This window comes from Pseudarthrobacter sp. LMD1-1-1.1, from assembly GCF_040676255.1.
Taxonomy (GTDB): domain Bacteria; phylum Actinomycetota; class Actinomycetes; order Actinomycetales; family Micrococcaceae; genus Arthrobacter.
This window is the reverse complement of record NZ_JBEGHP010000023.1, coordinates 289,004-314,990: the sequence shown is the minus strand read 5'-3', so window position 1 is coordinate 314,990 and position 25,987 is coordinate 289,004. Positions and strand designations below refer to the sequence as shown.

The 25,987-nt window shown below is 67.6% G+C and carries 21 protein-coding genes and 1 tRNA gene; 8 read left to right on the top strand and 14 right to left on the bottom strand.

Translation table 11 applies throughout. The features are described from left to right. Positions 1-21 precede the first annotated feature (21 nt). Positions 22-93, bottom strand: a tRNA-Gln gene (locus tag MRBLMD1_RS15065). Between the two features lie 134 nt (positions 94-227). Here MRBLMD1_RS15065 and MRBLMD1_RS15060 point away from each other — a divergent pair. Then, positions 228-854 (top strand): TetR/AcrR family transcriptional regulator, encoded by a 627-nt coding sequence (locus MRBLMD1_RS15060; protein WP_159632496.1) that lies wholly within the window; start codon positions 228-230, stop codon positions 852-854. Positions 855-887: 33 nt separating this feature from the next. Here MRBLMD1_RS15060 and MRBLMD1_RS15055 read toward each other — a convergent pair whose 3' ends face one another. The 5 genes from MRBLMD1_RS15055 to MRBLMD1_RS15035 all read right to left on the bottom strand — a co-directional run bounded on the left by MRBLMD1_RS15055 (position 888) and on the right by MRBLMD1_RS15035 (position 7,064). Then, on the bottom strand, positions 888-2,720 hold the full coding sequence (locus MRBLMD1_RS15055; RefSeq protein ID WP_224025476.1) for an ABC-F family ATP-binding cassette domain-containing protein: 1,833 nt from the start codon (positions 2,718-2,720) through the stop codon (positions 888-890). 33 nt (positions 2,721-2,753) lie between these two features. After that, a complete protein-coding gene (locus MRBLMD1_RS15050) occupies positions 2,754-3,731 on the bottom strand; it encodes a 4-(cytidine 5'-diphospho)-2-C-methyl-D-erythritol kinase (RefSeq protein ID WP_224025475.1) in 978 nt (325 codons plus the stop codon). Further along, the gene (rsmA, locus tag MRBLMD1_RS15045) at positions 3,728-4,600 is read right to left on the bottom strand and encodes a 16S rRNA (adenine(1518)-N(6)/adenine(1519)-N(6))-dimethyltransferase RsmA (protein WP_159632499.1); all 873 of its coding nucleotides are present in this window, start codon (positions 4,598-4,600) and stop codon (positions 3,728-3,730) included. The genes MRBLMD1_RS15050 and rsmA overlap by 4 nt, the downstream gene beginning before the upstream one ends. 111 nt (positions 4,601-4,711) lie before the next feature. Next, positions 4,712-5,902 carry a ubiquitin-like domain-containing protein gene (locus MRBLMD1_RS15040; RefSeq protein WP_364401024.1) on the bottom strand — a complete coding sequence of 397 codons (1,191 nt, stop codon included), beginning with the start codon at positions 5,900-5,902 and terminating at the stop codon, positions 4,712-4,714. A 256-nt stretch (positions 5,903-6,158) separates the two neighbouring features. Next, a complete protein-coding gene (locus MRBLMD1_RS15035) occupies positions 6,159-7,064 on the bottom strand; it encodes a TatD family hydrolase (protein ID WP_364401021.1) in 906 nt (301 codons plus the stop codon). A gap of 163 nt (positions 7,065-7,227) precedes the next feature. Between MRBLMD1_RS15035 and MRBLMD1_RS15030 the strand changes: the two genes are divergently transcribed. The 3 genes from MRBLMD1_RS15030 to MRBLMD1_RS15020 are packed head-to-tail and all read left to right on the top strand — an operon-like array spanning position 7,228 to position 12,278. Then, positions 7,228-8,328: an AAA family ATPase gene (locus MRBLMD1_RS15030; RefSeq protein WP_159632501.1), complete on the top strand. Its 1,101-nt coding sequence runs from the start codon at positions 7,228-7,230 to the stop codon at positions 8,326-8,328. A gap of 9 nt (positions 8,329-8,337) precedes the next feature. Beyond that, positions 8,338-9,804, top strand: a complete 1,467-nt coding sequence (locus MRBLMD1_RS15025; RefSeq protein WP_159632502.1) for a DUF58 domain-containing protein — start codon at positions 8,338-8,340, stop codon at positions 9,802-9,804. After that, the gene (locus MRBLMD1_RS15020; RefSeq protein WP_364401018.1) at positions 9,801-12,278 is read left to right on the top strand and encodes a transglutaminase TgpA family protein; all 2,478 of its coding nucleotides are present in this window, start codon (positions 9,801-9,803) and stop codon (positions 12,276-12,278) included. The genes MRBLMD1_RS15025 and MRBLMD1_RS15020 overlap by 4 nt, the downstream gene beginning before the upstream one ends. A gap of 61 nt (positions 12,279-12,339) precedes the next feature. Here MRBLMD1_RS15020 and MRBLMD1_RS15015 read toward each other — a convergent pair whose 3' ends face one another. Further along, positions 12,340-13,839 carry an NAD-dependent succinate-semialdehyde dehydrogenase gene (locus tag MRBLMD1_RS15015; RefSeq protein WP_364401015.1) on the bottom strand — a complete coding sequence of 500 codons (1,500 nt, stop codon included), beginning with the start codon at positions 13,837-13,839 and terminating at the stop codon, positions 12,340-12,342. 193 nt (positions 13,840-14,032) lie between these two features. Further along, positions 14,033-14,908, bottom strand: a complete 876-nt coding sequence (gene rsmI / locus MRBLMD1_RS15010) for a 16S rRNA (cytidine(1402)-2'-O)-methyltransferase (RefSeq protein WP_159632505.1) — start codon at positions 14,906-14,908, stop codon at positions 14,033-14,035. A 45-nt stretch (positions 14,909-14,953) separates the two neighbouring features. On the opposite strand from rsmI, the gene MRBLMD1_RS15005 reads away from it, so the two are divergent. Further along, the gene (locus MRBLMD1_RS15005) at positions 14,954-16,681 is read left to right on the top strand and encodes a dolichyl-phosphate-mannose--protein mannosyltransferase (RefSeq protein WP_364401011.1); all 1,728 of its coding nucleotides are present in this window, start codon (positions 14,954-14,956) and stop codon (positions 16,679-16,681) included. A 67-nt stretch (positions 16,682-16,748) separates the two neighbouring features. Continuing rightward, the gene (locus MRBLMD1_RS15000) at positions 16,749-18,578 is read left to right on the top strand and encodes an AMP-dependent synthetase/ligase (RefSeq protein WP_159632507.1); all 1,830 of its coding nucleotides are present in this window, start codon (positions 16,749-16,751) and stop codon (positions 18,576-18,578) included. Here MRBLMD1_RS15000 and MRBLMD1_RS14995 read toward each other — a convergent pair. Together MRBLMD1_RS14995 and MRBLMD1_RS14990 are read right to left on the bottom strand one after the other, a co-directional pair. Beyond that, entirely contained in the window at positions 18,569-19,801 is a 1,233-nt protein-coding gene (locus tag MRBLMD1_RS14995; protein ID WP_275180405.1) for a TIGR01906 family membrane protein, read from the bottom strand. The two genes, MRBLMD1_RS15000 and MRBLMD1_RS14995, sit on opposite strands and share 10 nt — an antisense overlap. A gap of 124 nt (positions 19,802-19,925) precedes the next feature. Beyond that, positions 19,926-20,918, bottom strand: a complete 993-nt coding sequence (locus MRBLMD1_RS14990; protein WP_275180406.1) for a stage II sporulation protein M — start codon at positions 20,916-20,918, stop codon at positions 19,926-19,928. Positions 20,919-21,006: 88 nt separating this feature from the next. Between MRBLMD1_RS14990 and MRBLMD1_RS14985 the strand changes: the two genes are divergently transcribed. After that, complete coding sequence (locus MRBLMD1_RS14985; RefSeq protein WP_159632509.1) at positions 21,007-21,807, top strand: RDD family protein; 801 nt, start codon at positions 21,007-21,009, stop codon at positions 21,805-21,807. Position 21,808: 1 nt separating this feature from the next. Here the strand turns inward: MRBLMD1_RS14985 and MRBLMD1_RS14980 are convergent, their stop codons facing one another. The 4 genes from MRBLMD1_RS14980 to MRBLMD1_RS14965 all read right to left on the bottom strand — a co-directional run bounded on the left by MRBLMD1_RS14980 (position 21,809) and on the right by MRBLMD1_RS14965 (position 25,347). After that, entirely contained in the window at positions 21,809-23,047 is a 1,239-nt protein-coding gene (locus tag MRBLMD1_RS14980; RefSeq protein ID WP_159632510.1) for a L,D-transpeptidase, read from the bottom strand. Between the two features lie 64 nt (positions 23,048-23,111). Further along, positions 23,112-24,578, bottom strand: a complete 1,467-nt coding sequence (ahcY, locus tag MRBLMD1_RS14975; protein ID WP_364401006.1) for an adenosylhomocysteinase — start codon at positions 24,576-24,578, stop codon at positions 23,112-23,114. Positions 24,579-24,653: 75 nt separating this feature from the next. Beyond that, positions 24,654-24,881, bottom strand: coding sequence for a Trm112 family protein (locus MRBLMD1_RS14970; protein ID WP_159632512.1), 228 nt, complete (start codon positions 24,879-24,881; stop codon positions 24,654-24,656). Positions 24,882-24,960: 79 nt separating this feature from the next. Next, complete coding sequence (locus MRBLMD1_RS14965; protein ID WP_159632513.1) at positions 24,961-25,347, bottom strand: DUF3499 domain-containing protein; 387 nt, start codon at positions 25,345-25,347, stop codon at positions 24,961-24,963. Positions 25,348-25,465: 118 nt separating this feature from the next. Here MRBLMD1_RS14965 and MRBLMD1_RS14960 point away from each other — a divergent pair, with 118 nt between their 5' ends. Continuing rightward, on the top strand, positions 25,466-25,978 hold the full coding sequence (locus MRBLMD1_RS14960; RefSeq protein WP_159632514.1) for a metallopeptidase family protein: 513 nt from the start codon (positions 25,466-25,468) through the stop codon (positions 25,976-25,978). The last annotated feature ends 9 nt before the right edge of the window (positions 25,979-25,987 follow it).

Here is a 25,987-nt window from a genome sequence, read left to right as displayed (position 1 = left end):
TGATCGCGCCCCGCGCAGCAGTTCCGCCCATAGGATTCGAACCTATACTCCACGGCTCCAAAGGCCGGGGTGCTGCCGTTACACCAGAGCGGACCGTGCCGGAGGACTCAAGGCCCGGGGCACAAGTCCCTATTTTGCCACGGGTTCAGGGCCCCGCGCGACACGGGGCGCTCCGCTCCCGCCCGCCCCGCTGAATACCGCCGCCGGCGGTGGGGCATGATGGGAAGGTGAGCAACAACCTTCCGCGGATGCGGATGACTGGCCTGCAGCGCCGGAGCCAGCTGATCGACGTCGGCCGCGGCCTTTTCGCCGTCCGGGGGCTGGACGGGACCACCATCGAGGAGATTGCAGCCTGCGCGGGAGTGTCCAAACCGGTCATCTATGAACACTTCGGTTCCAAGGAAGGCCTCTACACCGAAGTAGTGGACTGCGAATTCCACATCCTGCTGGACGCGGTCAACGCCGCCCTCACCGAGGAAGCCAAGCCCCGCGTCCTCGTGGAACGCGCCGCCCTGGCCCTGCTTACCTACATCGAGGAACGCACGGAGGGCTTCCGTATCCTGATGCGGGACGCTCCGCCCTCACAGCCCGAGGGCGCCTTCTCCACCCTGCTGTCCCACGTCACCGCCCGGGTGGAACACATCCTCTCCGACGAATTCTCCCGCCGCGGCCTCAGCGGCGAAGACGGCGCCATGTACGCCCAGATGCTCGTGGGCATGGTGGCGATGACGGGGCAATGGTGGCAGGACAGCCGCCAGCCCGACAAGCAGACCGTTGCCGCGCACCTGGTCAACCTCGCCTGGAACGGCCTGACCGGCCTCAAGAAGGACCCTGAGCTGCAGTCTGAACCCTAAGCCTTGCCGTGGTTCCGTCCGCGGCGAAGGGGGTCAGTCGCCGAGGAGTTCCGAGGACTCCAGCCACTCCAGTTCCAGGGCGTCCTTTTCGTCCGTGAGGTCTTTAAGCTGCTTGTTCTGGTCGGCGAGCTTGTCGAAGTCGCCGGCCTCGGTGGTTTTCACCATGGCGTCATGGAGTTTCTTTTCCTCCTGGTCGAGCTTCTTGAGCTGGCGCTCGATCCTGTTGAGGGCTTTGCGGGCGTCGCGCTTCTCGGCCTCGGAGGGGCCTGCACCGGTGCCCCCGGCAGCCTGCGCCTGCCCGGCGCTGGTGACGGGGTTTCCGCCGCCGGTCACGGTTGAGCCGGCCAAGGCTGACTCGCGCAGTTCCAGGTACTGGTCCACGCCCCCGGGCAGGCCGCGCAGCTTGCCGTCGCCGAGCAGTGCCATCTGGTGGTCGGTCACCCTTTCGAGCAGGTAGCGGTCGTGGCTGACCACCACCAGGGTGCCCGGCCAGCCGTCCAGGACGTCCTCGACGGCGGCGAGGGTATCGGTGTCGAGGTCGTTGGTGGGCTCGTCGAGCATCAGCACGTTGGGTTCGCCCACCAGCAGCCGGAGGAGCTGCAGGCGGCGGCGCTCACCGCCGGAGAGGTCCTTCACCGGCGTCCACTGCTTCTGGTTGGTGAACCCGAGCTGCTCCACCAGCTGGCCGGCCGTGAATTCCTTGCCGCCCACGTTGAAGGAACGCTTTTCCCGCTCAATGACCTCAATGACGCGCAGGTCAGCGACGTCGTCGAGCTCCTTGACCTCCTGGGTGAGGACCGCGGTGACCACTGTTTTGCCGCGCTTCAGCTTCCCGGCGTCGGGCGCGATCTCGCCGTTGAGCAGTTTCAGGAGGGTGGTCTTGCCGGCGCCGTTGACGCCCACCAGGCCCAGCCGCTCCCCCGGGGCCAGCCGGAGGGTGATGTTGTCGAAGAGCTTCCTGCCGTCGTCGCCGCCCTGGAAGTTCAGGGACACGTTCTCAAGGTCCAGGACATCCTTGCCCTGGCGGGCGGTGGCCATCTTGCTCAGCGCCATGGAGTCACGCGGAGCCGGAACGTCGGCGATGAGCGCGTTGGCTGCCTCGATCCGGAACTTCGGCTTGGCGGTCCGGGCAGGGGCACCCCGGCGCAGCCAGGCGAGTTCTTTTTTAACCAGTTGCTGGCGCTTGCCCTCCACCACGGATGCCATCCGGTCCCGTTCGGCCCGGGCCAGGACGTAGGCGGCGTAACCGCCTTCAAAGGGGTCCACGATCCCGTCGTGGACCTCCCAGGTCTTGGTGCAGACTTCGTCGAGGAACCAACGGTCGTGGGTAACCACCAGGAAGGCGCCCTGGTTGGGCCGCCAGCGCGTCTTCAGGTGCCGGGCCAGCCAGGCAACGCCCTCGACGTCGAGGTGGTTGGTGGGTTCGTCGAGCATGATGACGTCGTGGTCCTCGATGAGCAGCTTGGCCAGGGCCACCCGCCGCTTCTGGCCGCCGGAGAGGGCGTGGACATTGGCGTGCCAGTCGACGTCGGACACCAGGCCGCCCATGATTTCCCGGATGCGGGGGTTGCGGGCCCATTCGTAGTCCGCCTGGTCCCCTACGATCGCAGCACCCACCGTGAGGTCGCCGTCGAGTACGTCGCTCTGGTCCAGGTATCCCACGTTGACGTCGCCGCGTTTGGTGACACGGCCGGAGTCCGGGGTGGAGCGCAGGGACAGCAGTCGCATCAGGGTGGACTTGCCGTCACCGTTGCGGCCCACCATGCCGATCCGGTCCCCCTCCTCCAGTCCCAGGGTGATGCCGTCCAGGACGGTGCGGGTTGCGTAGGAAACCGTGAGGTTTTCGCCGCCAAGAAGGTGTGCCAAAGGGAACTGCTTTCTGCTGCCGGACTGGAAGTATTAAAGGAGGGTGTCGGAGATGATGCGCGCGCCCGGGACCGGGCCGTGGACGGCGAGTGCTGTCAGGCCGTAGCGCTGCAGGTCCTCTGCGAGGGCAGCGGCTGCCACGGAATCCTCGGCCAGCAAAGCCACGGTGGGGCCGGATCCGGAGACCATGCCCGCCATGGCGCCGTGGGACTCGCCGATTCCCAGCGTATCGCGCAGCGCAGGCGAGAGTTCAATGGACGCCCTTTGCAGGTCGTTGACCAGCACGCGGCTCAGGGATTCCGCGTCGCCGCCCCGCAGCGCCGCCAGGATCTTCGGGTCAACACCGGTGGGTTCCCCGGCGTCGATTCCCTCGGCGTCGCGCAACCGGTCCAGGGTCCGGTACACCTCGGGAGTGGAGAGGCCGTAGTCGGCCACCACCAGGACCCAGTGGGTCTGCGCCTTGGCCAGGGCCGGAGAGAGTTCGTCGCCCAGGCCAAGTCCGACGGCGGTTCCACCCAGGAGCGAGAAGGGGACGTCGGCACCCAGTTCCGCTGCAAGGTGTGCCAGTTCCTCGCGGGACAGACCGCTGTTCCAGAGGGCGTCGCAGGCCAGGAGCGTGGCAGCGGCATCGGCCGATCCGCCGCCCATGCCGCCGGCCACCGGGACCCGCTTGGTGATCTCCAGGTGCACGCCGGTGGCGTGTTCGGAGACGTCGGCCATGATGGCGGCCGCCTTGTACGCAAGGTTGCTGCTGTCCAGGGGAATGTCGACGGCGTCGAGGTCCAGGGTGCTTTCGGGGCTGAGGCTGATGGTGATTCCCGGGGCGGCGGTGCTGGTGGCTGCCACTTCCTCATAGAGGGACACTGCGAGGTAGACGCTGGCCACCGAGTGGTAGCCGTCAGGCCGCAGCGGCCCAACGGCCAGGGACACGTTGACCTTGCCGGGTGCCTTGACGCGCACCGTCCTGGCCGCGAACCGCCCCCTGGCCGCCCTCTCAAGTCCCGCGTTCACGGGCGGTTTTCCCTGGCTTCGGCGATCCTGGCGAATGCGGCGATGTCGATGACCTCGCCGCGTGCGGTGGGGTCGACGCCGGCTGCCAGCAGGCAACGCTCAGCTTCCGGCGCTCCCCCGGCCCAGCCTGCCAGGGCGGCCCGGAGCGTTTTGCGCCGCTGCGCAAACGCGGCGTCCACCACGGCAAACACCTGTTCGCGGGTGGCGGTGGTGGCGGGGGGTTCGCGGCGGGTGAAGGCCACAAGCCCGGAATGGATTTTGGGGGCCGGCCAAAAGACGTTCATGCCGATCACGCCGGCCTTGCGCATCTGGCTGTACCAGGCGGCCTTGACGGAGGGAACACCGTAGGTTTTGGATCCGGGTCCGGCTGCCAACCGGTCTGCCACCTCGTCCTGCACCATCACCAGGCCGTGCTGCAGGCTGGGGAAATGCTGCAGGAGGTGCAGCACCACGGGAACTGCCACGTTGTAGGGCAGGTTGGCTACGAGCGCTGTGGGTTGCACCGGCAGTTCGGTGACCTTCATGGCATCGGCGTGCACCAGGTGGAACGCGTTGGCGGCGGCGGGGCGCCATTCCTTCACGGTTTCGGGGAGCTTTGCGGCGAGGACCGGATCGATTTCGACGGCGACGACCGCCGCTGCCGCGTCGAGCAGCCCCAGCGTCAGGGAGCCCAGCCCCGGACCGACCTCGAGCACTGTTTCATCCGGCCCCACGCCTGCCGCGGCCACAATCCGGCGGATGGTATTGCCGTCAATGACAAAGTTCTGGCCCAGGGTCTTGGTGGGCCTGACCCCGATTTCCTCTGCCATCCGGCGTATGTCGGAAGCACCGAACAACGGTGCGGGAACGGCGGGGATCGGTTCAGTCACCTAGGTATCCTATCCCGCGCGGCACTTTGCCCTCCCCCGTTAACGGCTGTGGCCGGCCCCGGAGTACCCGGGGCCGGCCACAGCCGTTTTTTGCGCGTTGATGCCGGCTGATCAGCGGCTGGCGGCCCAGCCGCAGCCCCACGGTGACAGGCCACGCTGTGCGTAGACGCGGTTGGCGATGTCGATCTGCTGCGCCTTGGTGGCCAGGCTGGCGTTGGGCGCATAGGCGCCGCCGCCGGCGCCAATCCAGGTCTGGATGTCGAACTGCAGGCCGCCGTAGTAGCCGTTGCCGCTGTTGATGCTCCAGTTTCCGGTGGACTCACACTGGGCAATCTTGTCCCACATGGCTTCGTTCATCATGGCCGGTGCTGCTGCGCCGGTGTTGGCGGCCGCGGGGGCTGCGGCGGCCTGGGGTGCAGGCTTGGCCTTGGTGCCCACGGTGACCTTCTCGGTGACCGGCTGGACCGCTACGTTTTCCGAAACCAGGGTGCGGGAAGCCTCCCTGCCGTCCACGAGCACCAGCTTGAAGGTGCGCTCGATCTTTCCGGCGGCCCCGGCCTGGGTCACTTCCTTCTCACCCTTGAGCATGTCCGCGCTTTCGGCGGTGACGGTGTCAAAGGGAACGTCTTCGCTGGTGACGGCGGTCTGGCCGGTGTCAACCCGGGAAACCTTGATGACCATGTTGTTCACCACGTTGGCGTTGGCCGGCTGGGAGGTGCGGTCGTTGGCGCCGAGGGTCACGCCGGAGTCTTCGAGGACCTTGCCGACCGTGGGGGCGGTGGTGGTGGCGGTGTTCACCTTGCCGTCGGCCACGATGCTGACGGTCTTGGGCGTGGAGATGGAGACGTAGGAACCGGCCAGCGAAAGGGTGGCATCCTTGGGCGCCGAAACGGACGAGGCACTGGCCACACCGAGTTCAGTCACCAGGTCTTCGACGTCCTGCGCCGTGGTGTTGACCGTCTTTTCGGCCCCGTCAAGGCTGACCTTGACTTCTTTGGCCTGGTTGATGTTGATGACGGTGCCGTTCTGGACAGCGGCGTCAAGGGAGGGGGAAACGCGGTCGCCGGGCTTCAGGTCCAGGTTGGCGCTCTTGACCACCTGTTCCACTGTTCCACCAAAGGACTGCACGGACGACGCTTGGCCGTCCACGTTGAGCGTGATTGTTTTGTTATTGCCCACGAAGGCTACGAGGCCTGCGACCAGGCCGCAAAGCACCAGCAGCTGGGCGCCAACCTTTATAAAGCTGAACTTGCCGTCCGATGTGAAGAACTTGATCACGATTGCCCGTAACTCTCGGTCCATCCGGGCACGGGGAATGCGCAATAAAATGCCCGGAGCAACCTCAAAAAGGAGAGTCCGGGCACCAGTGCGCCGCCACACTCCGCGCAGTGGCGAGGCCTGATGTTGGACAGGCCGGCCCGGCTGCACGTGGAGTGAAATTACCCGTTGGCCTTCCCCGACCCCGGCTAATAGTTTCCCACTGTAACCGTAGCGTTATAAAGCAGCCAACATTTTTGCATACCAGGTATGCGATAGAGGGTGCCGCGGCAGGGTGGGATTACGCCCAGGATCCGTATGCCCGCACGGTATTTTCGCTGATGGAGTTGCATAGTGCGGCGAGGTCGGAGCCTGTCAATTCTGCCATGGCCCGCACGGTGTACGGGACCATATAGCTCGCGTTCGGCCGCCCCCTGTGTGGGTGCGGCGTCAGGAAGGGAGCGTCCGTTTCCACCATGACCAGCTCCCGGTCCGCGACCGCGAGCGCGGCACGGAGGTTGGCGGCATTCCTGAACGTCAGGGTGCCGGCAAAAGACATCCACCAGCCCTGTTCGTTACACGTCCGTGCCAGGTCCTCGTCACCGGAGAAGCAGTGGAACACCACCCTTTCCGGTGCACCCTCCTCCCGGAGCACACGGACCACGTCACTGTGAGCGTCCCGGTCATGGATCTGCAGGGTGAGGCCGAGGCGCTTGGCGATGTCGATGTGCCGCCTGAAGGAGTACTCCTGGTGCCGCAGCCCCTCGCCCTCCGTGCGGTAGAAGTCCAGCCCGGTTTCGCCGATGGCCCGGATGCGGGGATGCGCGGCCAGCTGTTCGATCTCGGCAAGGGCCGCTTCCAGTCCGCCCCGGGCGGCGTAGTGCGGAGCATCGTTGGGATGCAGTGCCACAGCTCCCAGGAGCCGTTGGTCCTGGTCCACCGCCTCCGCCGTGAACCGCGAGGACTCCAGGTCGCAGCCCACCTGCACCGCACCCTGCACGCCCACGGCCTCTGCCGCATCCAGTGCAGCTTTGATCCCGACGGGACCCTTTCCTTCCGGGAAGTCCAGGTGGGTGTGGTTGTCCATGACCGGTACTGGCAGGGGCTCCGGCGCAGGCGGGAAATCCTTCCGGCGCCCGGCGTCCGCTTCCGGTTCCGCGTCTGCGGCGGGCACCCGGTAGGCGGCGGGAATCGACGAATTGCACATCCAACCAGCCTAACGGCCCAAGGCTCCCCTATATTTGCCGGAACTCTCTGTCAGGCACGGCAGTTGTGTTAGTAGTCTGGAACGAAGACACGCGCACGCCCACCGAGGGGCGAAGGCAGGCTTGCTGTCACGTCCAGGTGAAACCCGGGCTGAAAGGTTGCCGATGGAACCCCACCGACGCACTGCCAACAACGCAGGCGCACCGAACCTGAACCTGGCCGGCGTCGCCGATTCCGTCAGCCACCTGAACGGCCACCGGCCTGCAGCCATGGATTCCGGTGCCTTCCACGCAGCAGCGCAACGCATCCTGACCACGGTCAATACCGTCATCGACGGCAAGTCCGATGCCGCCAAGCTGGCGCTCACCGTCCTCCTCGCCCAGGGCCACCTGTTGGTGGAGGACGTGCCCGGCGTCGGAAAGACCCTGCTGGCAAAAACCCTCGCGCGGACCATTGACTGCACCGTCAACCGCATCCAGTTCACCCCGGATCTCCTCCCCTCCGACGTGACCGGGGTGTCCATCTACAACCAGGCCTCCAGGCTCTTCGAATTCCGGCCCGGCGCGGTGTTCGCCAACATCGTCATCGGCGACGAAATCAACCGCGCGTCCGCCAAGACCCAGTCGGCCCTCCTGGAATGCATGGAGGAGCACCAGGTCACGGTGGACGGCACGTCCTACAAACTCGATGAGCCGTTCATGGTGGTGGCCACCCAGAACCCCATCGAAATGGAAGGGACATATCCGCTGCCGGAGGCGCAGCGGGACAGGTTCATGGCCCGGATTTCCATGGGCTACCCGGACAAGGACGCAGAGATCGAGATGCTGGAGACGCACCAGGCAGTCTCGCCGCTGGCCACCGTCACCCCCGTGGTCACCGCTTCCGATGTTGCCGCCATGATCGCCACCGTCCAGCAGGTTTACGTCTCGGATCCCGTGAAGGAATACACGGTCTCGATAGGGAGGGCCACGAGGGAAAGCCCGCTGCTGCGGCTGGGCGCGAGCCCCCGGTCCATGCTGCAGCTGCTGCGCGCCGCCAAGGCCACCGCCGCCTTGGACGGGCGCGATTTTGTGCTTCCGGACGACGTCGGTGATGTGGCCGAAGCCGTCCTGGCGCACCGGATCATCCTTGACCGGAAAGCTGCCGGCGCAGGCGAGACCCCGCACAGCATCCTGCGCAGCATCCTGTCCCGGCTGCCCGTGCCCCAGGCGGCCCCGGGGCAGCCCAACCGGGCAGCGGCGGCCGCCGGCAGCAGGAACCGCTAGGCGCACACCATGGCCTTCCTGCACAAGCTCCCGAAGCACCTGTTCACCAGGCGCGGATGGGGCATGCTGGCGGCCGGTGCCTTCACGCTGGCTGCAGCCCAGGTCATGGGCCGCCGCGACCTCCTGACGCTGGCCCTGCTGCTGCTGGTGCTTCCGCTCGTCTCCCTCGCAGGCGTTCGCCTGGTGAAACCCCGCTTCCGGGTCTACCGGGAATTCAACCCCTCCCCGGTGGAAACGTCGGCACCGGCCACGGTCAACCTTGCGGTGGCCAGGACCGGCCCGGGCAGCGGGCGGGTGGTCATGGAGGAGCGGCTGCCGGCACAGTTTGGCCAGGCACCCGCGTTCCGGTTCCCGTCCCGTTCCGCCACCGGCGGCACCAGCCGTTACGAATACCACCTGACGTCCAGGTATCGCGGGCAGTTCAGGATTGGGCCGGTAACGGCAGAGTTCACCGACCCCTTCGGCCTTTCGCTGCACCGGCGGCCCATTGACGACGGCGACGTCCTCACCGTGACGCCGGCCGCCGTCGCTCTGCCTGCCACCGGGCTGGGCGGAGCGCGGGGCAACGACGGCGTCACTGCCACCCGCGTGCGCGCGAATCCCAGCGACGACGATGTCATGACCCGCGAATACCGCCATGGGGACCCCATGCGGAGGGTCCATTGGGCGGCGACGGCCAGGCACGGGGCCCTGATGGTCCGGCAGGAGGAATCGGTCACCACGCCGGAAGCGACCATCATCCTTGACCATCGTTCCAGCACGTTCGCCGGCGGCCTTGGAACATCCATGCCGGGGCTTCCCGGCCACGATGGGCATGCGCCCGCCACCAGCGACACCTTCGAGTGGTCCGTGGTTGCCGCCATGTCCGCCGGCGCCCACCTGGCTGAACGCAATTACAGCCTTCGACTGCTGGATGCCGGCGGCGACCCGGCATTCCTTCACTCGCCCTCCTCTCCGGAGCCTGGGGCGGAGGAGTACAGCGGCGCATCCGGCCTGCAGTCGATCGCCGAGAGCCTGGCGGCCATCCATCTCTCCGGCACGCTCCACCCGCGGCGGGACGGAGCGCACCCGGAGCTGCCCGGCAGGAACATAGAGCGGCGGGCTGCTGCCGGGGCGCGGACGCACGTGGGCAGCGACCAGGGGCCGCCGGCATTTGATGACCGATTGATGGACAAGCTGTCCGCGCACCGCATGCGGGGGCCGCTGATCGCAGTGTTGGGCCGGATTACCAAGGAGGAGGCAGCAGCCCTGGCACCGGCTGCCGCGTACGGGACCGATGCGTTCGCACTCCTCGCCGTGGAACGGCCCGCGGAGTTCCAGGATGTCCTCGACGTGCTGCGGCAGGGCGGCTGGCGGGCCGTAGCCGCGGCGCCGAAGACCCGGCTTGCTGCTGCCTGGGGCCAGTTCGCCCAGGACCCCGCCCTGCCCGTCGCGCCCGCAGCGGAGGTCCGCCGGGGAGCGGGGGTGGCGAAATGACCATCGCACCGGCCCGGACGACGGGTTCAGGACACCAGGCCCGGGACAACCCGCGGATTCCTGCGGGGCGCACCGGTGCCGGCGCCTATCCCTGGGCCATGGCGGCAGCAATCTCCTTGGCGGTCTGCGGAGCGGCCCTGTCCCTGAACGGTGTCCTTCGCGGCTGGAACTGGTACTGGCCCGCCATGACCACCGTGCTGGCGGTGGCCCTCACGCTTGCCGCGCTCCGTTCCGTCCGCGCCCAGCCGCTGCTGGTCACCGCCGGAGGGTTCGTGGCGCTGGGCGGCGTCCTGACCATGACCTTCTTCCGCAGTTCCAGCTTCCTGTGGGTGGTCCCCACCGGTGCCACGCTGCCTGAGCTGGACCGGCTGATCCAGCGCGCCAGCGAAACCGTGCTGGCGGAGACAGCGCCCGTGGCGCCCAACGCCGGAATTGTCATGGTGGTCTGCGCCGTGCTCGGCCTGGCGGTCATTCTGGTCGATGCCCTCGCGGTGCCCCTGGGGATGCCGGCCGCTTCCGGCACCGGCCTGCTGGCCCTGCTGGTGGTCCCGGCCATGATCAAACCCCAAAGCGTGGGCGTCGGGAGTTTCCTTGCCACCGCGGCGGGATACCTGCTGATCCTTGCCGTCAGCCAGTGGTTCGCCCCGGACGGCAGGCTGCAGGGCGGACCGGCACGCAGTCCCGGACTGCTGCGCCGCGCCGCGCTGACCGGGGCCGTGGCCCTGGCCGCCACCCTGGTGCTGCCACTGGCTATTCCAGGCTTCGACCGCGGCACCTTCCCCCAGGGGTCCAGGCTGAATCCGTGGGGCGCTTCCACCGGCCTCAACCCGATGATCACGCTGGGCAACAGCCTGCGCACCCCCGACGGAAGCGGCAGGATCACGTACGCCACCAATTCACCCACGCCCCTCTACCTGCGCTCGGTGACCGTGGACAACTTCGACGGCGACTCCTGGGGCCCCGACGACCGCAACGCATCCCGGGTCCCCCTTGACGGCCGGATCGACCCCGGCTATCAAGTCCTCACCGACGAGCAGGTGCGCCTGGTCACCGCCGTCGACGCCGGTTCCTTCACCAGCCCCTACCTGCCGGTCCCCTATGCCCCTGAAACCGTCCGCGGCCTGGGCGGCGAGTGGACCTGGGATCCGGCCACGCTGAGCATCAAGGGCACGGACACCACCACCCGGCGGCAGGAATACCTGGTGACCTCTGCCGTGCCCAAGCTCTCCGCAGCCCTGCTGGCCCAGTCCTCGGCCCCGGCGCGCGGCATCCCCGACGTCTTCACCAGGATTCCGGGCAATGTGCCGGACATCGTCAAAACCACTGCACAGACTGTGGCCGGATCCGCCGGGACGCCGTACCAAAAAGCCATGGCCATCCAGAAGTACCTGCGCTCGTCCGAGTTCACCTACTCGCTGCAGTCACCGGTGCAGGGCGGCTACGACGGCAACGGGCTCTCCGTCCTGGCAGATTTCCTGCAGCAGAAGAGCGGCTACTGCATCCACTACGCCTCCGCGATGGCCGTGATGGCCAGGCTGGAGGGCATTCCGAGCAGGATTGCCGTGGGCTACGCCCCCGGCAGGCTCACAGGGGCCACCATAACGGTGGCCGGCCAGGGGTCCCTCCCTGAGTACGAGGCCGACGCGCGCGACGCCCACGCCTGGCCGGAACTGTACTTCCAGGGCCTGGGCTGGGTGCCCTTCGAACCGACCCCTTCGCGGGGAGTGGTCCCTGACTACGCCACGGAGACCTCAGCACCATCAGTGGCGGAATCGCTGGGCAACAACGACGGACTCATTCCCGACACCGTCCCGGTACCAGCACCCTCCCCCAGCGCAACGGCACAGGCCCTCCCCGGCGCAGGCGGAAGCGGCTCCGGCGACGGCGTGCCCCTGATGCCTTGGCTCCTTGGGACGGCCGGAGCGGTGGGCCTGGTACTCCTGGCCGCCGCGCCGCACCTGGTACGCGCCGGCGCCCGGTCCCGGCGGCTGCACCCGAAGCGCCCTGACCTGGCCGTCCCGCTGGCGTGGAGCGAACTCCGGGACCTCGGCACCGACTACGGGCTGCCCGCGGGGAACAGCGAGACGCCGCGGGCCTACGCGGCCCGGTTCCGCAGCACCCTGCTGGGCGAACCCGGCGGTATGGACCAGGACGCCCACGGGGCGGTGGCCTCCCTCACCTCAGCCTTTGAGCACCACAGGTATGGACGTCCCGGCGCCGGCAGTTCCGCCGACGCAGCAGTCCAGGACCTTGCAGCCGGCATTGCCGCCGTGGAGGCGTCACTGCGCGCCAATGCCCCGCTGCCAAGGCGTTGGGCTGCTTCGTGGGTCCCGCCGTCGGTCACCCTGCGGCTGGGCCGGCTGCTCAGGATGCCGTTCAGCGCTGCCGGCCGTGCCATCCGCCGGGTGCCGCACGCCCGGGCACGCTTCAGGTCAGCGCCGGACGACGGCGGCGGCAGGGCAGGCGGGGGCTGAACACACAGGTACCGGCCGGGGAAGTCCCGGCCGGCACGTGTGGTCTTGCGGACTGCCGGGGCTAGCCGGCGTAGGGGTCGGCGATGCCGATGTACTGCGTGTAGAGGTACTCCTCGATGCCTTCCAGGCCGCCTTCGCGGCCCAGGCCCGACTGCTTCACGCCACCGAAAGGTGCCGCGGCGTTGGAGATGACGCCGGCGTTCAGGCCCAGCATGCCGGTTTCCAGCCGCTCGCCCATCCGGATACCGCGGTTGATGTCCTTGGTGAAGACGTACGCCACCAGGCCGTATTCGGTGTTGTTGGCCAGCCGGACGGCCTCGTCCTCGCTGCTGAAGGTGATGATCGGGGCCACCGGGCCGAAGATTTCCTCGGACAGGATCCGGGTCCCCTCGGAAACGCCGGACAGGATGGTGGGCTGGTAGAAGTAGCCCGGCCCCTCCACGGGAGCGCCGCCCAGGACTGCCTTGGCACCGGAGGCCAGGGCGTCGGAGACCAGCTCGTGCACCTTGTCCCGGCTCTTGCCGTCGATCAGCGGGCCCACCTTGGATTCGGGTTCGGTGCCCCGGGCGGTGGTCATTTCCTTCATCTTCGCGGCGAACTTCTCGGCGAATTCGGCCGCCACCGACTCATGGACGATGAACCGGTTGGCAGCGGTGCAGGCCTCGCCCATGTTGCGGAGCTTTGCGGCCATCGCGCCGGTGACGGCAGCATCCAGGTCGGCGTCCTCGAAGACCAGGAACGGGGCATTGCCGCCCAGCTCCATGGAGGTGCGCAGCACGTTTTCGGAGGCGTCGGCCAGCAGGCGGCGGCCCACCTCGGTGGAGCCGGTGAAGGACAGCTTGCGGAGGCGGGAATCCTTGATCAGCGGTCCCGTGGTGGCCCCGGCCGTGGAGGTGGGGATGACGTTGAGGACACCGGCGGGCAGGCCGGCCTCCTGCATGACGGAGGCGAACAGCTGGGACGTCAGCGGCGTGAGGTTCGCGGACTTCAGCACCATGGTGCAGCCGGCAGCGACGGCGGGCGCGATCTTGCGGGTGGCCATGGCCAGCGGGAAGTTCCACGGGGTGATCAGCAGGCAGGGGCCCACCGGCTTCTTGGCCACCAGGAGACGGGATTTGCCATCCGGAGACACCGAGTAACGCCCAAAGGCACGTACTGCTTCCTCAGAGAACCAGCGCAGGAACTCCGCCCCGTACGTCACTTCGCCGCGGGCTTCGGCCAGCGGCTTGCCCATTTCCAGGGTCATCAGGAGGGCGAAGTCTTCAGCCCGTTCCGTCACCAGGTCAAAGGCCCGGCGGAGGATTTCCCCCCGCTCACGGGGCGGCACCTTCGCCCAGGACTCCTGGGCTGCCGCAGCAGCGTCCAAGGCCGCCGCACCATCTTCGGGGCCGGCGTCGGCAATGCTCAGCAGCACCTTCCCGGTGGCAGGATCCTCGACGTCGAACGTCTTGCCGGACGCGGCGTCGCGCCACTCACCGTTGATGAGCAGCCCAGTGGGAACGGAGGCCAAAAGCCGGGTTTCGCGCTCGGCGGTAACGGCCGGCTGTGCAGTGACAGTCACGATGACTCCCTCGTCGGTAGGGTTGTGGCAGCCCGTCGCCGCGGCCGGAGTGACCGGGATCATGGGGCTGATTAACTGCCAGACTACTGCGGGCCACCCCCATGGTCTACGCCGTTGCGCACTGCGGAATCGCCGCCGTGCTGTGCAGCTGCACAGCACGGGCGCAGCGCGTCACGAACGGCTTCGCTGCCCGCTACCGTGCGGCCAGGACCGCCGAGTAGAGCTCCCGCTTGCTGACCCGGGCATCTTCGGCGACGGCGGCTACGGCCTCCTTCAGCCGGATGCCCTGGGCCACCAGTTCATTGACGGCCGCAACGTGGTCCTCCGGGGTGCCGGCTGCCTGTTCGGGGGCGCCGCCAAGCACCACGGCAATCTCGCCGCGGACCTCGTTGTCCTCAGCCCACTGCAGGAGCTCGCCCACGGTGCCGCGGATGACTTCCTCATACGTCTTGGTCAGTTCCCGGCACACTGCGATGGGCCGGTCCGGGCCGAACCTCTCCCGCAGGGCCCGCAGCATGGCTTCAAGCCGGTGGGGCGCCTCGAAGAACACCATGGTGCGCCGCTCCCCTGCAAGGTCCGCGAGGCGCGAGGCCCTCTCACCGGCCTTGCGGGGCAGGAACCCTTCAAAGCAGAACCGGTCAGTAGGCAGGCCGGACAGTGCCAGCGCCGTGAGGACCGCGGACGGCCCGGGGACAGCGGTCACGGGAAGCCCCGCGGCGATGGCCCCCTCCACCAGCCGGAAACCGGGATCGGACACCGCGGGCATCCCGGCGTCCGTAACCATGAGAAGAGTGCTGCCTGCACGGACCTGGTCCAGGAGCTCGGCCGTCCGGGTGGCCTCATTGTGCTCGTGGTAGCTGATGACGCGGCCCGCAACGGCGACACCCAGGCTTTGGACCAGGCGGTGCAGCCGCCGGGTGTCCTCTGCCGCCACGATGTCCGCGGTGCCCAGCAGTTCCACCAGCCGGGCGGAGGCATCGCCGGTGTTCCCGATCGGAGTGGCGGCAAGGACGATCCGTCCCGCCGTCGAAGGGGCGGGCTCGGGAAGGGGGCTGGGGTTCGGGTCCACCCACCAAGCCTACTGCTGCCGGGTCTTCCAGCCGCAAAAGGTAGCATGGGGCTCGTGACGCAGACCTCGACGCGGCCCGCCGGGGCCGGGAAACCCAGCCCGGCGGCATCCCCAGCCGGCACCGGCGCCACTGCAGGGGAACCCGGCGGGAAAGCAGTCCGGCCCTGGATCAGCCGGCCGGACGAAGCGTTCACCGCCGAGGCGCTGACGACCAGGCTGATCGGTACCGGACTATCCTGGCGCGACTATCCGCCGTCGCTGCGGCTCTGGTACATCCTGGTCCCGGTGCTCACGGCGGTGGCCGGCGGCCTCCTCCGGTTCATCCGCCTCGAAGTGCCGCACAAGCTGGTGTTCGACGAGACGTACTACGTCAAGGATGCCTACTCCTACCTGATCAGCGGCTACGAACGCAGCTGGCCGGACAAAGCCAATGATTCCTTCAACGCCGGGAATCCCGACGTCCTGCTGAACACTCCGGAATATGTGGTCCATCCGCCGGTCGGCAAATGGATGATTGCGGCCGGCATGTGGCTGTTTGGGCCGGAGAACCCCTTTGGCTGGCGCTTCGCGGCAGCACTTACGGGCACGCTCACCGTGCTGCTGGTCTCCCTGATCGCCCTGAAACTGTTCCGCTCGCTTCCCCTGGCGGGCGCTGCGGGGCTGCTCCTCGCCGTCGACGGCCACCACCTGGTGATGTCCCGGACATCGCTGCTGGACATCTTCCTCACGTTCTGGATCCTTGCCGCCTTCGGCGCCCTGCTGATGGACCGCGACGACGGGCGCCGCCGCCTGGCCGCACGGCTGGCACGCGCCGCTGCCGCGAACGGCGGACAGCCACCGGCCGGCACGCTGCTGACCGGCCCATGGCTGGGGGTGCGCTGGTGGCGGGTTGCCGCCGGGGTCTGCATGGGCCTGGCGGTGGGCACCAAATGGTCGGGCCTGTTCTTCCTGGCCGGTTTTGGCCTCCTCACCGTGCTCTGGGACCTCAATGCCCGGCGGGTGGCGGGCATCCGGGGCTGGATCAGCGGCGGAGCCATCCGGGACGGCATCCCGGCGTTCCTCGGCATGGTCCCCGTGGCAGGGATCGTCTACTCGGCGACCTGGACAGGCTGGTTCCTGTCGGACAACGCCTACTTCCGCCATTGGGCGGAAAGCAACCCCTCGGCGGAATGGGGGTGGCTCCCCGACTCAGTCAGGTCCCTGGTCCACTACCACCTGGAGGCGTACAACTTCCATCAGGGCCTGAGTTCGGAGCACCCCTACCAGGCCAGCGCCTGGAGCTGGCTGGTGATGGGGCGGCCCACGTCGTTCTTCTATGAGTCCCCGCCCCAGGGCACCCCGGGCTGTGACGTGGAGAAGTGCACCTCCGCCATCCTGTCGGTCGGGAACCCGCTGATCTGGTGGCCGGCGGCCATCGCGCTGGTGGTCCTGCTGTTCTGGTGGGCGGGCCGCCGGGACTGGCGCGCCGGGGCCGTGCTGGCCGGCGTGGCTGCGGGCTACCTGCCGTGGTTCATGTATCCGGAGCGGACCATGTTCTACTTCTACGCGGTCTCCTTTGAACCGTTCCTTGTCCTGGCCCTGGTGTACTGCCTGGGGCTGGTGCTGGGAAGGTCCTCGGATCCGCCGTGGCGCCGTCGCTCCGGACTGTACCTGGTGGGCCTGTTCCTTGCCGCGGTATTGCTGCTGTCGGCTTTCTTCTACCCGATCTGGACCGCCGAAGTGATCCCGTACGTCGACTGGAAAGTCCGGATGTGGATGCCATCCTGGATCTAGGGCAGGATGGCAACAGAGACCTGATGGAGCCGCTGCCGCGGCGTGGCAGCGGAAACGGAGACCTGCTGTGAGAGAAGCGAGTACCGAACTGCTGGTTGAGCTTGACGCCGGCAGCAACGTAACGGACCTGCTGCTGGAGCAGCACGCCGCCAACCCGGCCCACGCCCTGTACCGGCGGAAGGGCCCCAACGGCTGGGTGGATGTCACCGCGCAGAAGTTCCTTCAGGACGTCAGCGCCCTGGCCAAAGGCCTCATCGCCGGCGGCCTGGAGCCCGGCGACACCGTGGCCGTCATGTCACGCACCTCCTATGAGTGGACGCTGGTGGACTTTGCCATCTGGTTCGCCGGCGGCGTCACGGTACCCATCTACGAGACGTCCTCCGCAAGCCAGGTGCAGTGGATCATCCAGGACGCAGGAGTCCGCCGCGTCTTCGCCGGCGACCGCGCCACGGTGCAGCTGGTCACCGGCGTGGTGGCAGGTTCCGCCGAGCTCAGCGACCGCCTGGTCAACGTGGTTCGGATGGATTACGACGGCGAGGCCCCGGACCTTGCCAGCCTCGCCGCTGCAGGCACCGGAGTCAGCGATGCCGAGCTGGAGCGGCAGCGCAGCCGCGCGGGGCTGGCCGACCTCGCCTCGCTGGTGTACACCTCGGGCACCACGGGAAAGCCCAAGGGCTGCGAGATCACGCATGGGAACTTCGCCCTGGTGGCCAGGAACATCGTTGCGTTCCTGCCCGAAATCCTGCAAAAGGACCAGGCCCGCACCTTGATGTTCCTGCCGCTGGCCCACGTGCTGGCCCGGGCCGTCCAAGTGGTCTGCCTGGCTGCAGGGGCAACCCTGGGACACACTCCGGGCGCGGCGCAGCTCCTGGAAGACCTCGGCACGTTCCGGCCCACCTTCCTGCTGGTGGTGCCGCGCATCTTCGAAAAGGTCCGGGCAACGGCAGCGCACAAGGCCGCCGCGGCAGGCAAGGGGAGGCTGTTCGATGCCGCGGCAGCAGCCGCGATCGCGTACTCCCGGGAACTGGACCGGCAGAGCCGGGGCGACGGTCCGGGCCCCGGGCTGCTGGTCCGGGCCCGGCATGCGGTGTATGACCGCCTGGTCTATCCGCGGCTGCGCCAGGCGCTGGGCGGAGAGGTGGGATATACCGTTTCGGGGGCCAGCCCGCTGGCGTCCGAGGATGCACACTTTTTCCGTGGCGTGGGGATTCCCGTCCTGGAGGGTTACGGGCTGACCGAGACCACGGCGCCCTGCACCGCCAACACCCCGTCCCGCACCAAGGTGGGAACTGTGGGGATCCCCATTCCGGGCACCACCATTCGCGTTGCTGAAGACGGCGAAATCCTGGTGAAGGGAATCGGCGTCTTCAGGGGTTACCACGGCAACCCGGCGGCGAACGCCGAGGCATTCGTGGATGGCTTCTTCCGCACCGGTGACCTTGGCGTCCTGGACAAGGACGGCTTCCTCACCGTCACGGGCCGGAAGAAGGACCTGCTGGTCACTGCGGGCGGCAAGAACGTGGCGCCGGGGCCGCTGGAGGAAAAGATCCGCGCCCACCAGCTGGTGGGCCATGCGGTGGTGGTGGGCGACGGCAAGCCGTTCGTCTCGGCCCTGCTGACGCTGGACCCGGAAGGCGTTGCCGACTGGCGGTCCGAGCGTGGCCTGCCTCCGCTCCCCCTCAGTGAAGCTGCCGGCGACCCCCAGGTCCTGGCCGCCCTTCAGGAGGCAGTGGACCTTGCCAACCAGATGGTGTCCAAAGCCGAGTCGGTACGGACGTTCAGGCTCCTGGACGCCGAATTCAGCGTGGAGTCCGGGCACCTGACGCCGTCACTGAAACTGAAGCGGGCCGCCGTCGTCAAGGAGTTCCAGGCGGAGATCGCCAAGATCTACGGCTGATCCACCTTTTCCTGCTCCCCGTCCACGCGCTTTTCCTGCGGCGCAACACCGCGGCGGCGGCGGGTGGGCCACGTGAGCACCAGCGTCACGATGGATGCCAGGAGCACCAGGGCACCGATGCCGATGCCCGCGTCGATCCAGAACTGGCTGGGGAACAGCCTGATCAGGGTGTCGTCCAGGCTGAACGTCCAGGACCCGTCAGCGAAGAAGATCCGGTGGAACTCGGTGAAGAACTGCTGCCAGCCCAGTGCCGCCAGTGCTCCCAGGCCCAGGATGAGGACCAGTGTGATGATGGAGCCGGCGAAGAGGCCCCGCCGGACTCCGCCGGTGCTGCGCCTGCGCAGGTACAGGATTGCGATCAGCGCCAGGAGGAGCAGCAGCGCACCGGCGCCGAAGGTGGACAGGATGACCGTCTTGACGTCGGCCATGTGGCTGACTTCGCCGTCCTTGAAGAGTTTATCGCCGCCGCGCTGCACCAGATCGCCCAGGTACCTGGGGCCGGACCAGTTGAGGAGGTAGTCCACGGCGTAGGAGCCGTAGGTCATCCTGTCGTCGGTGCTGAAGCCGTAGCCATCGCCCGGGAAACCGGGACGGTTGTACTCCACCCAGAGGAAGAGCGGGGTGGTCACCGCCCGGACGGCAAGGATCAGGAGGATGAACGGGTAGATGATGGCCAGCAGGACCTGCATGACGCGGGGTGCCACAGGCTTGGCGTTCGCGGCGCTTTCACGCTGGGCGTTGCGGCGCTCCACTTCCTCCTCAGGGGGACGGACGTGCAGGGCGGAGGTGGGAAGGGGCTCCTTGAAAACCGGCGAGGCACTGCTGCCGGCATGCCCGTCCGTGGAGGCGGTGGCGGTCGACGGGCCGGAGCCGGGCCGGCCGGCAGCGGACGGACCGGCGGCGGGATTCCCCGTGGCGGAGGATTCGACGGCGGCTTCCGCAGCCCTGCGGTGGGCACGGCTTTCGGGCTGGGCGGCGTTGCCTTCTGCCGCGGACTCCTGCCGCGCAGGCCTGTCCCCGAGCGGTTCTGCCCCGTCGGTCTTGTCGCCGCCGGGCTTCTCTCCGCCGGACGTGTCGCCGTCGGTGTTGTCGCCGTCGGACGTGCCGCCATCAGTGGGCGTCAGCCAGGAGAACGCGGGCTCGTCGGAATCCCTGGACGTATCCAGCAAAGGTTCCGGCTGCGGCGCAGCGCTTTTGGCGCGGACCGGTGTTTCGTCATTCACAGCAGCGTCACTTCCGTTGGGTTCCGCACCGGCCCCATGCCGCCGGTGCGATTGATTCTGCTGTCGAGCCTACCGTCAGGGACTTCCGCTGGGCGAGGAACCACCCCGGCAGGATTACAACGATTCAGGCAGCGATTTCCGTGTAGCCCGCGTCTTCCCGGCGGAGGTCCCCGCGTTCCCCGGCGAGGAATGCGCGCCTGCCCCACACCAGGACGTAGATCCAGTACGCGGCGAGGACTGCCGCGCCGATGCCGATCCTGGCCCAGGCAGGCAGCGGGCTGGGCGTGACAAAGCCTTCCACCAGCCCCGAGACGAACAGTACGAGGACCAGCCCCAGGGCCACCGTGACCAACGACCGGCCTTCTTCCGCGACCGCCCGCCCCCTGGTCCGCGGCCCGGGCGAGACCATGGCCCAGAAGATCCGCAGTCCCGCGGCCGAGGCCACAAAGACGGCGGTCAGCTCCATCAGCCCATGCGGCAGGATGTAGCTGAAGAAAACATCCGATTTGCCGGCGGACGCGAAGATTCCGGCGGCAATGCCCACTCCCTGGGCATTGCCGAACAGGATCATCGGCACCCAGACCCCGGTGATCCCCAGGGCCACGGCCTGAGCACTGATCCACGCGTTGTTGGTCCATACGGCTCCGGCGAAGGACGCTGCAGGGTTCTCCGAGTAGTAGTTGATGAAGTCCTGCTCCACATACTGGGCGGCATCGGTCTCGGAGGCTACGGCCCGGAGTGCCTCCGGTGACGTCCCGATCCATGCCGCATACGCCGCGGCGATGAGGACGAAGGCTGCTCCACACGCCAGCGTCAGCCAGGTCAGTCGGTACAGCGCAGCCGGCAGTGCCACCACGAAGAACCTGGCAAGGTCAGCCATGGCATTGGACCGTGCACCGGTAAAACGGGTCCTCGCCTGGGCCAGCGTGGCTGAGAGGGATGCCGACAGCCCGCTTTCCGGGGCCACGGAACGGACCAGCGACAGGTGGCCGGACGTCGACTGGTACAGCGCCAGCAGCTCGTCAGACTCGGCGCCGGTGAGCCTGCCTTTTCCCGCGAGCTCCTGCAGCCGCGCCCATTTGTCAGCGTTAACGGCGGCGAAGGCATCCATGTCCACGGCTACAGCCTAGCGCCCGGCATTAGACTTTGACCGTCCGCACCATCGGACGGTCCATACCAGCAGCTGCGAAGGGCGGGGACGCAGTGTGAGCCAGATAATCACCGGCGAGGCAGTAGTACTCGAGCTGCGGCCAGCGAGCTTCGCGGCCCGGGCCCTTGGCCTGGTCATCGACGTCGTCGTCCATGTGGTCCTGCTCGTGCTGATCATGATTGGCCTGTCCGCCGCCGGCGCTGACTTGGACGATGCTGCCGCGCGCGCCCTGGGCCTGGCCGCCGTCGTTTTTTGCCTGGTGGTGGTGCCGGTGGGGGTGGAAACACTCAGCCGGGGCCGGTCGCTCGGCAAACTGGCCACCGGCCTGCGGGTGGTGCGGGAGGACGGGGGCGCCATCCGGTTCCGGCACGCCGTGATCCGCGGGCTGACCGGATTCCTTGAGATTTACCTGACGTTTGGCGGCCTTGCCCTCGCCGTGGCGCTCTTCAACGACAAATCCCGGCGGCTCGGCGACCTGCTCGCCGGCACGTACGCTGTGCGCAGCCGGGTTCCAGCGGACGCGGCCGTCCGGGTTTTCGTGCCGCCGTACCTGCAGTCCTGGGCTGCCGCGGCGGACATTGGGCGCATCCCCGACGCCACGGCGCGCAGGGCCGCCCAGTTTATCCGCCAGGCCGGGCGGATGGCTCCGTTTTCCAGGGCAGGAATGGCCCAGGCGATCGCCGAGGAACTCTCGGCCCATGTGGCACCCGCCCCGCCGCCCGGGACCGGTCCCGATGACTACCTGGCCGCCGTCGTCGCTGAACGCCGGAACAGGGAGTACACCAGGTTGACGCAGTCACGCCGGCGGAACACGGAGACCGGCCAGCGGCTGCAGCGCCTGCCCTTCGCCGAGTGACTTAGTTGTCGTACTCGCTCCAGGGAATGTTCCAGTCGCCATACCCGTCGGTGTTCGCCGCGTAGTCACCCTCTGTGTTGATGATCTGGACGACGTCGCCGGTTCCCATGTTGTCGAACACCCAGGCTGCCCCGTCCGGAAGGAACCCGATGCAGCCGTGGGACACATTGGTGTTCCCGATATACGGATAGGCAGACTCGAGTGCCTGGTGGATGTAGGCGCCGCTCAGCGTGAGGCGGATGGTGTATTCGACGTCGGCCTCACCATAGTAGGCGGGGTCATCCGGTTTCAGGCCGATGCTGGCAGCCCTGAAGTGATCGAACCGGTTCTTCTCCATCAGCACCGCGTATCCCTTGGCGGACGGGAAGCGCTTGTCCCCCATGCTGACGGGGAGCGTCTTGACGGGCTGGTCGTTGACGCTCAGCGTGAACGTGTGGGCGGTGGCGTCCGCGATGGCCACCTTCTTGTCCCCAATGTTGACGTTCACCTTCTTATTGAAGTTCGCGATCTGCCCGTTTCCAAGGTCGACGCCGAAGAGCTGCATGTCCATGGTGATGGTGGAGTTCGCCGCCCAGAAGTTTTCGGGCCGGTACCGAACCATGGTGTCGCTGTACCAGTGGAATGCCCCGGCCTGTCCTGCCGTGGTGGTGACCTTGATGGCCTTTTCGACGGCGGCACGGTTGGTCACGGGCTCACTGAAGATGATCTGCAGGGGCTGGCCGACGCCAACCTTCATGCCGTTCAGCGGATAGATGGCGGCGTCCGCCTCATGCGAGCTGGAGACGGTATTGAAGGACTGGGTGGTGCTGGTTTCGCGCCCTGCAGAGTCCTTGACCACGTACGTGTAGCTGTACTCGGTGTTGAACTCCAAGGGAGCCGTGGCGGACCACGACGTCCCACTGGCGTCAATGCTGCCGTCAATGGTCTTCCCGGCGGTGCTGGCGAGGGTGACGCGCTGGATGATCCCGTTGCCTACCTTCAGCGACACTGGGGCGGCGGGATTGACCTGCTTGGCACCGTTGGCCGGGGCCGCGTCAAGCTTGACCGGCGGCACAACGGGCGATGCAATGCCCGGCGATGTCCGCAGTGCGGAGCCTGCCTCGGATTCCAGGGGTCCGCCCGCAAGGCCTGGAGCGACGGCTGCGAAAACCCCGCCAACGGCAGCCAGGACACACACGGCGGCCACGGCAAGGACTTTCTTGGCGCTCCCCCTGCGGCGGGGCTTTACATCAGGCTCCATGTTTTCGATCCTACGTGCAGAAAATAACGGCCCGGGCGCTTGAACGCGCCCGGGCCCTTACGTCTCAGTAACGATAGTGCTCCGGCTTGTAAGGGCCGGCCACATCGATGTCCAGGTACTCCGCCTGGTCCTTGCTCAGCTCGGTGAGCTCCACGCCCAGGGCGTCCAGGTGCAGCCGCGCCACCTTTTCATCCAGGACCTTGGGCAGGACGTAGACCTTGTTCTCATACTCGTGCTGGTCCCGTTTGGTCCACAGCTCGATCTGGGCAATGGTCTGGTTGGCGAAGGAGTTGCTCATGACGAAGGACGGGTGGCCCGTGGCGTTGCCGAGGTTGAGCAGGCGGCCTTCGGACAGGACAATGATGGACCGTTCGGTGGCAGTGCCTTCGTCGAAGACCCACTCGTGGACCTGCGGCTTGATTTCGACCTTTTTGACGCCCGGGATGCGTCCCAGCCCGGCAATGTCGATTTCGTTGTCGAAGTGGCCGATGTTGCCCACGATGGCCTTGTTCTTCATGCCGGCCATGTGCTCGGCCAGGATGACGTCCTTGTTGCCCGTGGTGGTGATGAAGATGTCGCCCTGCGCCAGGACGGATTCCAGCTTGGCCACCTGGTAGCCGTCCATGGCTGCCTGCAGCGCGCAGATGGGGTCGATCTCGGTGACGATCACGCGCGAACCCTGGCCGCGGAGGGCCTCGGCGGCGCCCTTGCCCACGTCGCCATAGCCGCATACGACGGCTACCTTGCCGCCCATGAGCACATCCGTGGCCCGGTTGATGCCGTCGGGCAGGGAGTGGCGGATGCCGTACTTGTTGTCGAACTTGCTCTTGGTCACGGAGTCGTTGACGTTGATGGCGGGGAAGAGCAGCTTGCCCTGGTCGGCCAGCTGGTACAGGCGGTGGACGCCGGTGGTGGTTTCCTCGCTGACGCCCCTGATCGTGGCAGCGGTCCGGGTCCACTTCTTCGCGTCCGCGGCCAGGGAACGGCGCAGCACGTCGAGGAAGATGCCGTATTCCTCCGAATCCTGGGGATCCGCGGAGGGAACGTTGCCAACGGCTTCGAACTCAACACCCTTGTGCACCAGCATGGTGGCGTCGCCGCCGTCGTCCAGGATCATGTTGGGACCGAGCTCGGGGTTGGTCTCAGCTCCGGGCCAGGTGAGGATCTGCTCGGCGGTCCACCAGTATTCCTCAAGGGTTTCGCCCTTCCAGGCGAACACCGGCACGCCCTGCGGATCCTCAACGGTGCCCTTGCCCACCACCACAGCCGCGGCGGCTTCGTCCTGGGTGGAGAAGATGTTGCAGGAGGCCCAGCGGACCTCGGCGCCCAGTGCCGTGAGGGTTTCGATCAGCACGGCGGTCTGCACCGTCATGTGCAGGGAACCGGCAATGCGGGCGCCCTTGAGCGGCTGGGTGGGGCCGAACTCCTCGCGGAGGGACATCAGGCCGGGCATTTCGTGCTCGGCCAGGCGGATCTGGTGCCGGCCGGCTTCCGCCAGGGAGATGTCGGCAACTTTGTAGTCAAAAGTCATGGGTGGTCCTTTGCTTGGTCCGGGTCCTGGTCCAGTCCCCGTGCTGCTGTTTCTGTGCGTGCGGAGGCAGGTGAACTAGTGCCCTGCTGCAGCGGGATCGTGCTGGTCGGAACCTGCCGAGGCTGCTGCAGCCAGCAGCTCCGGAGGCAGCAGCAAAGGGATCCCGTCCTCGATGGCGTACCGGTTCCTGACGCCCGTATCCCCGGCGGCGGTGGCCACCAGCTCCTCCCCCTCCTGGACCAGGGGCGAGCCGGTCACGGGGCAACGCAGGACGGACAACAGCTCGGGACTGATCTTTGGCATTTGTTCATGCTCCCTGGCGGGCGCGCTCGCGCCGGTAGCGGAAAAGATGTGCAGCTTCCAGCCTACCGCCAGATGGGGCTCAGGAAGGTTCCCGGAGGACCCGCAGGTGCCCCCGACGTGCGCCTTCGGTGCCGGCCGGAGCTTCCAGGGCGGAATGGTGTGCCCGCTGGGCAGGCGCCTGGGGCTCCGGAGGGAGGGCTGCGGCGTCGCGAACAGCGTTGGCCAGCGCCAGCAGGTCATCGGGTCCAGGCTGCTGCGGAGTGGACGGCATGGCAAGGCGCAGCACCTCCCAGCCGCGGGGCACCGTCAAAGAATCAGCGTGCTGCTCGCAGAGGTCGTAGCAGTGCGGTTCGGCATAGGTGGCGAGCGGACCCAGGACGGCGGTGGAGTCCGCGTACACGTACGTCAGGGTGGCTACCGCCGACTGGCGGCAGGCAGACCTTGAACATTGACGGATAGCTCCCACGACATCACAGACTACCCCTTCGGCACCCAAAACCCGTGCATTGCGGGCAGGGCCCGACGCGCCCCCGGAGCAGAGGGGATGTATCGCGTAAATGCTCCCCCGGGTTTACAGTCGATGTATGCAGTCATCGAACCATGAATCAGGTTTTTCGGTCCGGTTGGCTGACCCGGATGCCCCCGCGGCATCGGGCGTGGAAACCGCCGGCAGGAGCTTCTCCAGGCGGCGCCGGAACCGGCACGGCCGCGGCCTCCGCGGCGAGGTGATGCTGCCCACCCATCCCGGATACCGCACGCGCGCCGACCGCTTCGACGACATGGTGCTGGACTCAGCCCAGCGGCTGCACGACATCTGGGGCAAGACCCTGGACGGCGTACGGTTTGGCGTGGATGAAATCCCGCCGGACCTCGAGCAGCTGGCGGCGAATGCGTCCACGCCACCCATGGGCTCCTACACCCCCGCCGCAGGCGAGGACGGACCCATGATTACGGTGTACCGGCGCGTGGTGGAACAGGCGTGCTCCAGCGTCGAAGAGCTCCAGGACCTGGTCCACGACGTGGTGGTGGAACACACGGCGGAAATGCTTGGCGTGGCACCGGAGACCCTGGATCCCGTGTACCGCCGCCGCTACTGAACCGGCCCC

Coding starts and splice junctions, on each gene's coding strand:
- MRBLMD1_RS15005 (WP_364401011.1), top strand. CDS start 14,954: ATGGGGCTCGTGACGCAGACCTCGACGCGGCCCGCCGGGGCCGGGAAA.
- MRBLMD1_RS14970 (WP_159632512.1), bottom strand. CDS start 24,881: ATGCCAAAGATCAGTCCCGAGCTGTTGTCCGTCCTGCGTTGCCCCGTG.
- MRBLMD1_RS15035 (WP_364401021.1), bottom strand. CDS start 7,064: ATGTGCAATTCGTCGATTCCCGCCGCCTACCGGGTGCCCGCCGCAGAC.
- MRBLMD1_RS15030 (WP_159632501.1), top strand. CDS start 7,228: ATGGAACCCCACCGACGCACTGCCAACAACGCAGGCGCACCGAACCTG.
- ahcY (WP_364401006.1), bottom strand. CDS start 24,578: ATGACTTTTGACTACAAAGTTGCCGACATCTCCCTGGCGGAAGCCGGC.
- MRBLMD1_RS15025 (WP_159632502.1), top strand. CDS start 8,338: ATGGCCTTCCTGCACAAGCTCCCGAAGCACCTGTTCACCAGGCGCGGA.
- MRBLMD1_RS15040 (WP_364401024.1), bottom strand. CDS start 5,902: ATGGACCGAGAGTTACGGGCAATCGTGATCAAGTTCTTCACATCGGAC.
- MRBLMD1_RS14960 (WP_159632514.1), top strand. CDS start 25,466: ATGCAGTCATCGAACCATGAATCAGGTTTTTCGGTCCGGTTGGCTGAC.
- MRBLMD1_RS15020 (WP_364401018.1), top strand. CDS start 9,801: ATGACCATCGCACCGGCCCGGACGACGGGTTCAGGACACCAGGCCCGG.
- MRBLMD1_RS14980 (WP_159632510.1), bottom strand. CDS start 23,047: ATGGAGCCTGATGTAAAGCCCCGCCGCAGGGGGAGCGCCAAGAAAGTC.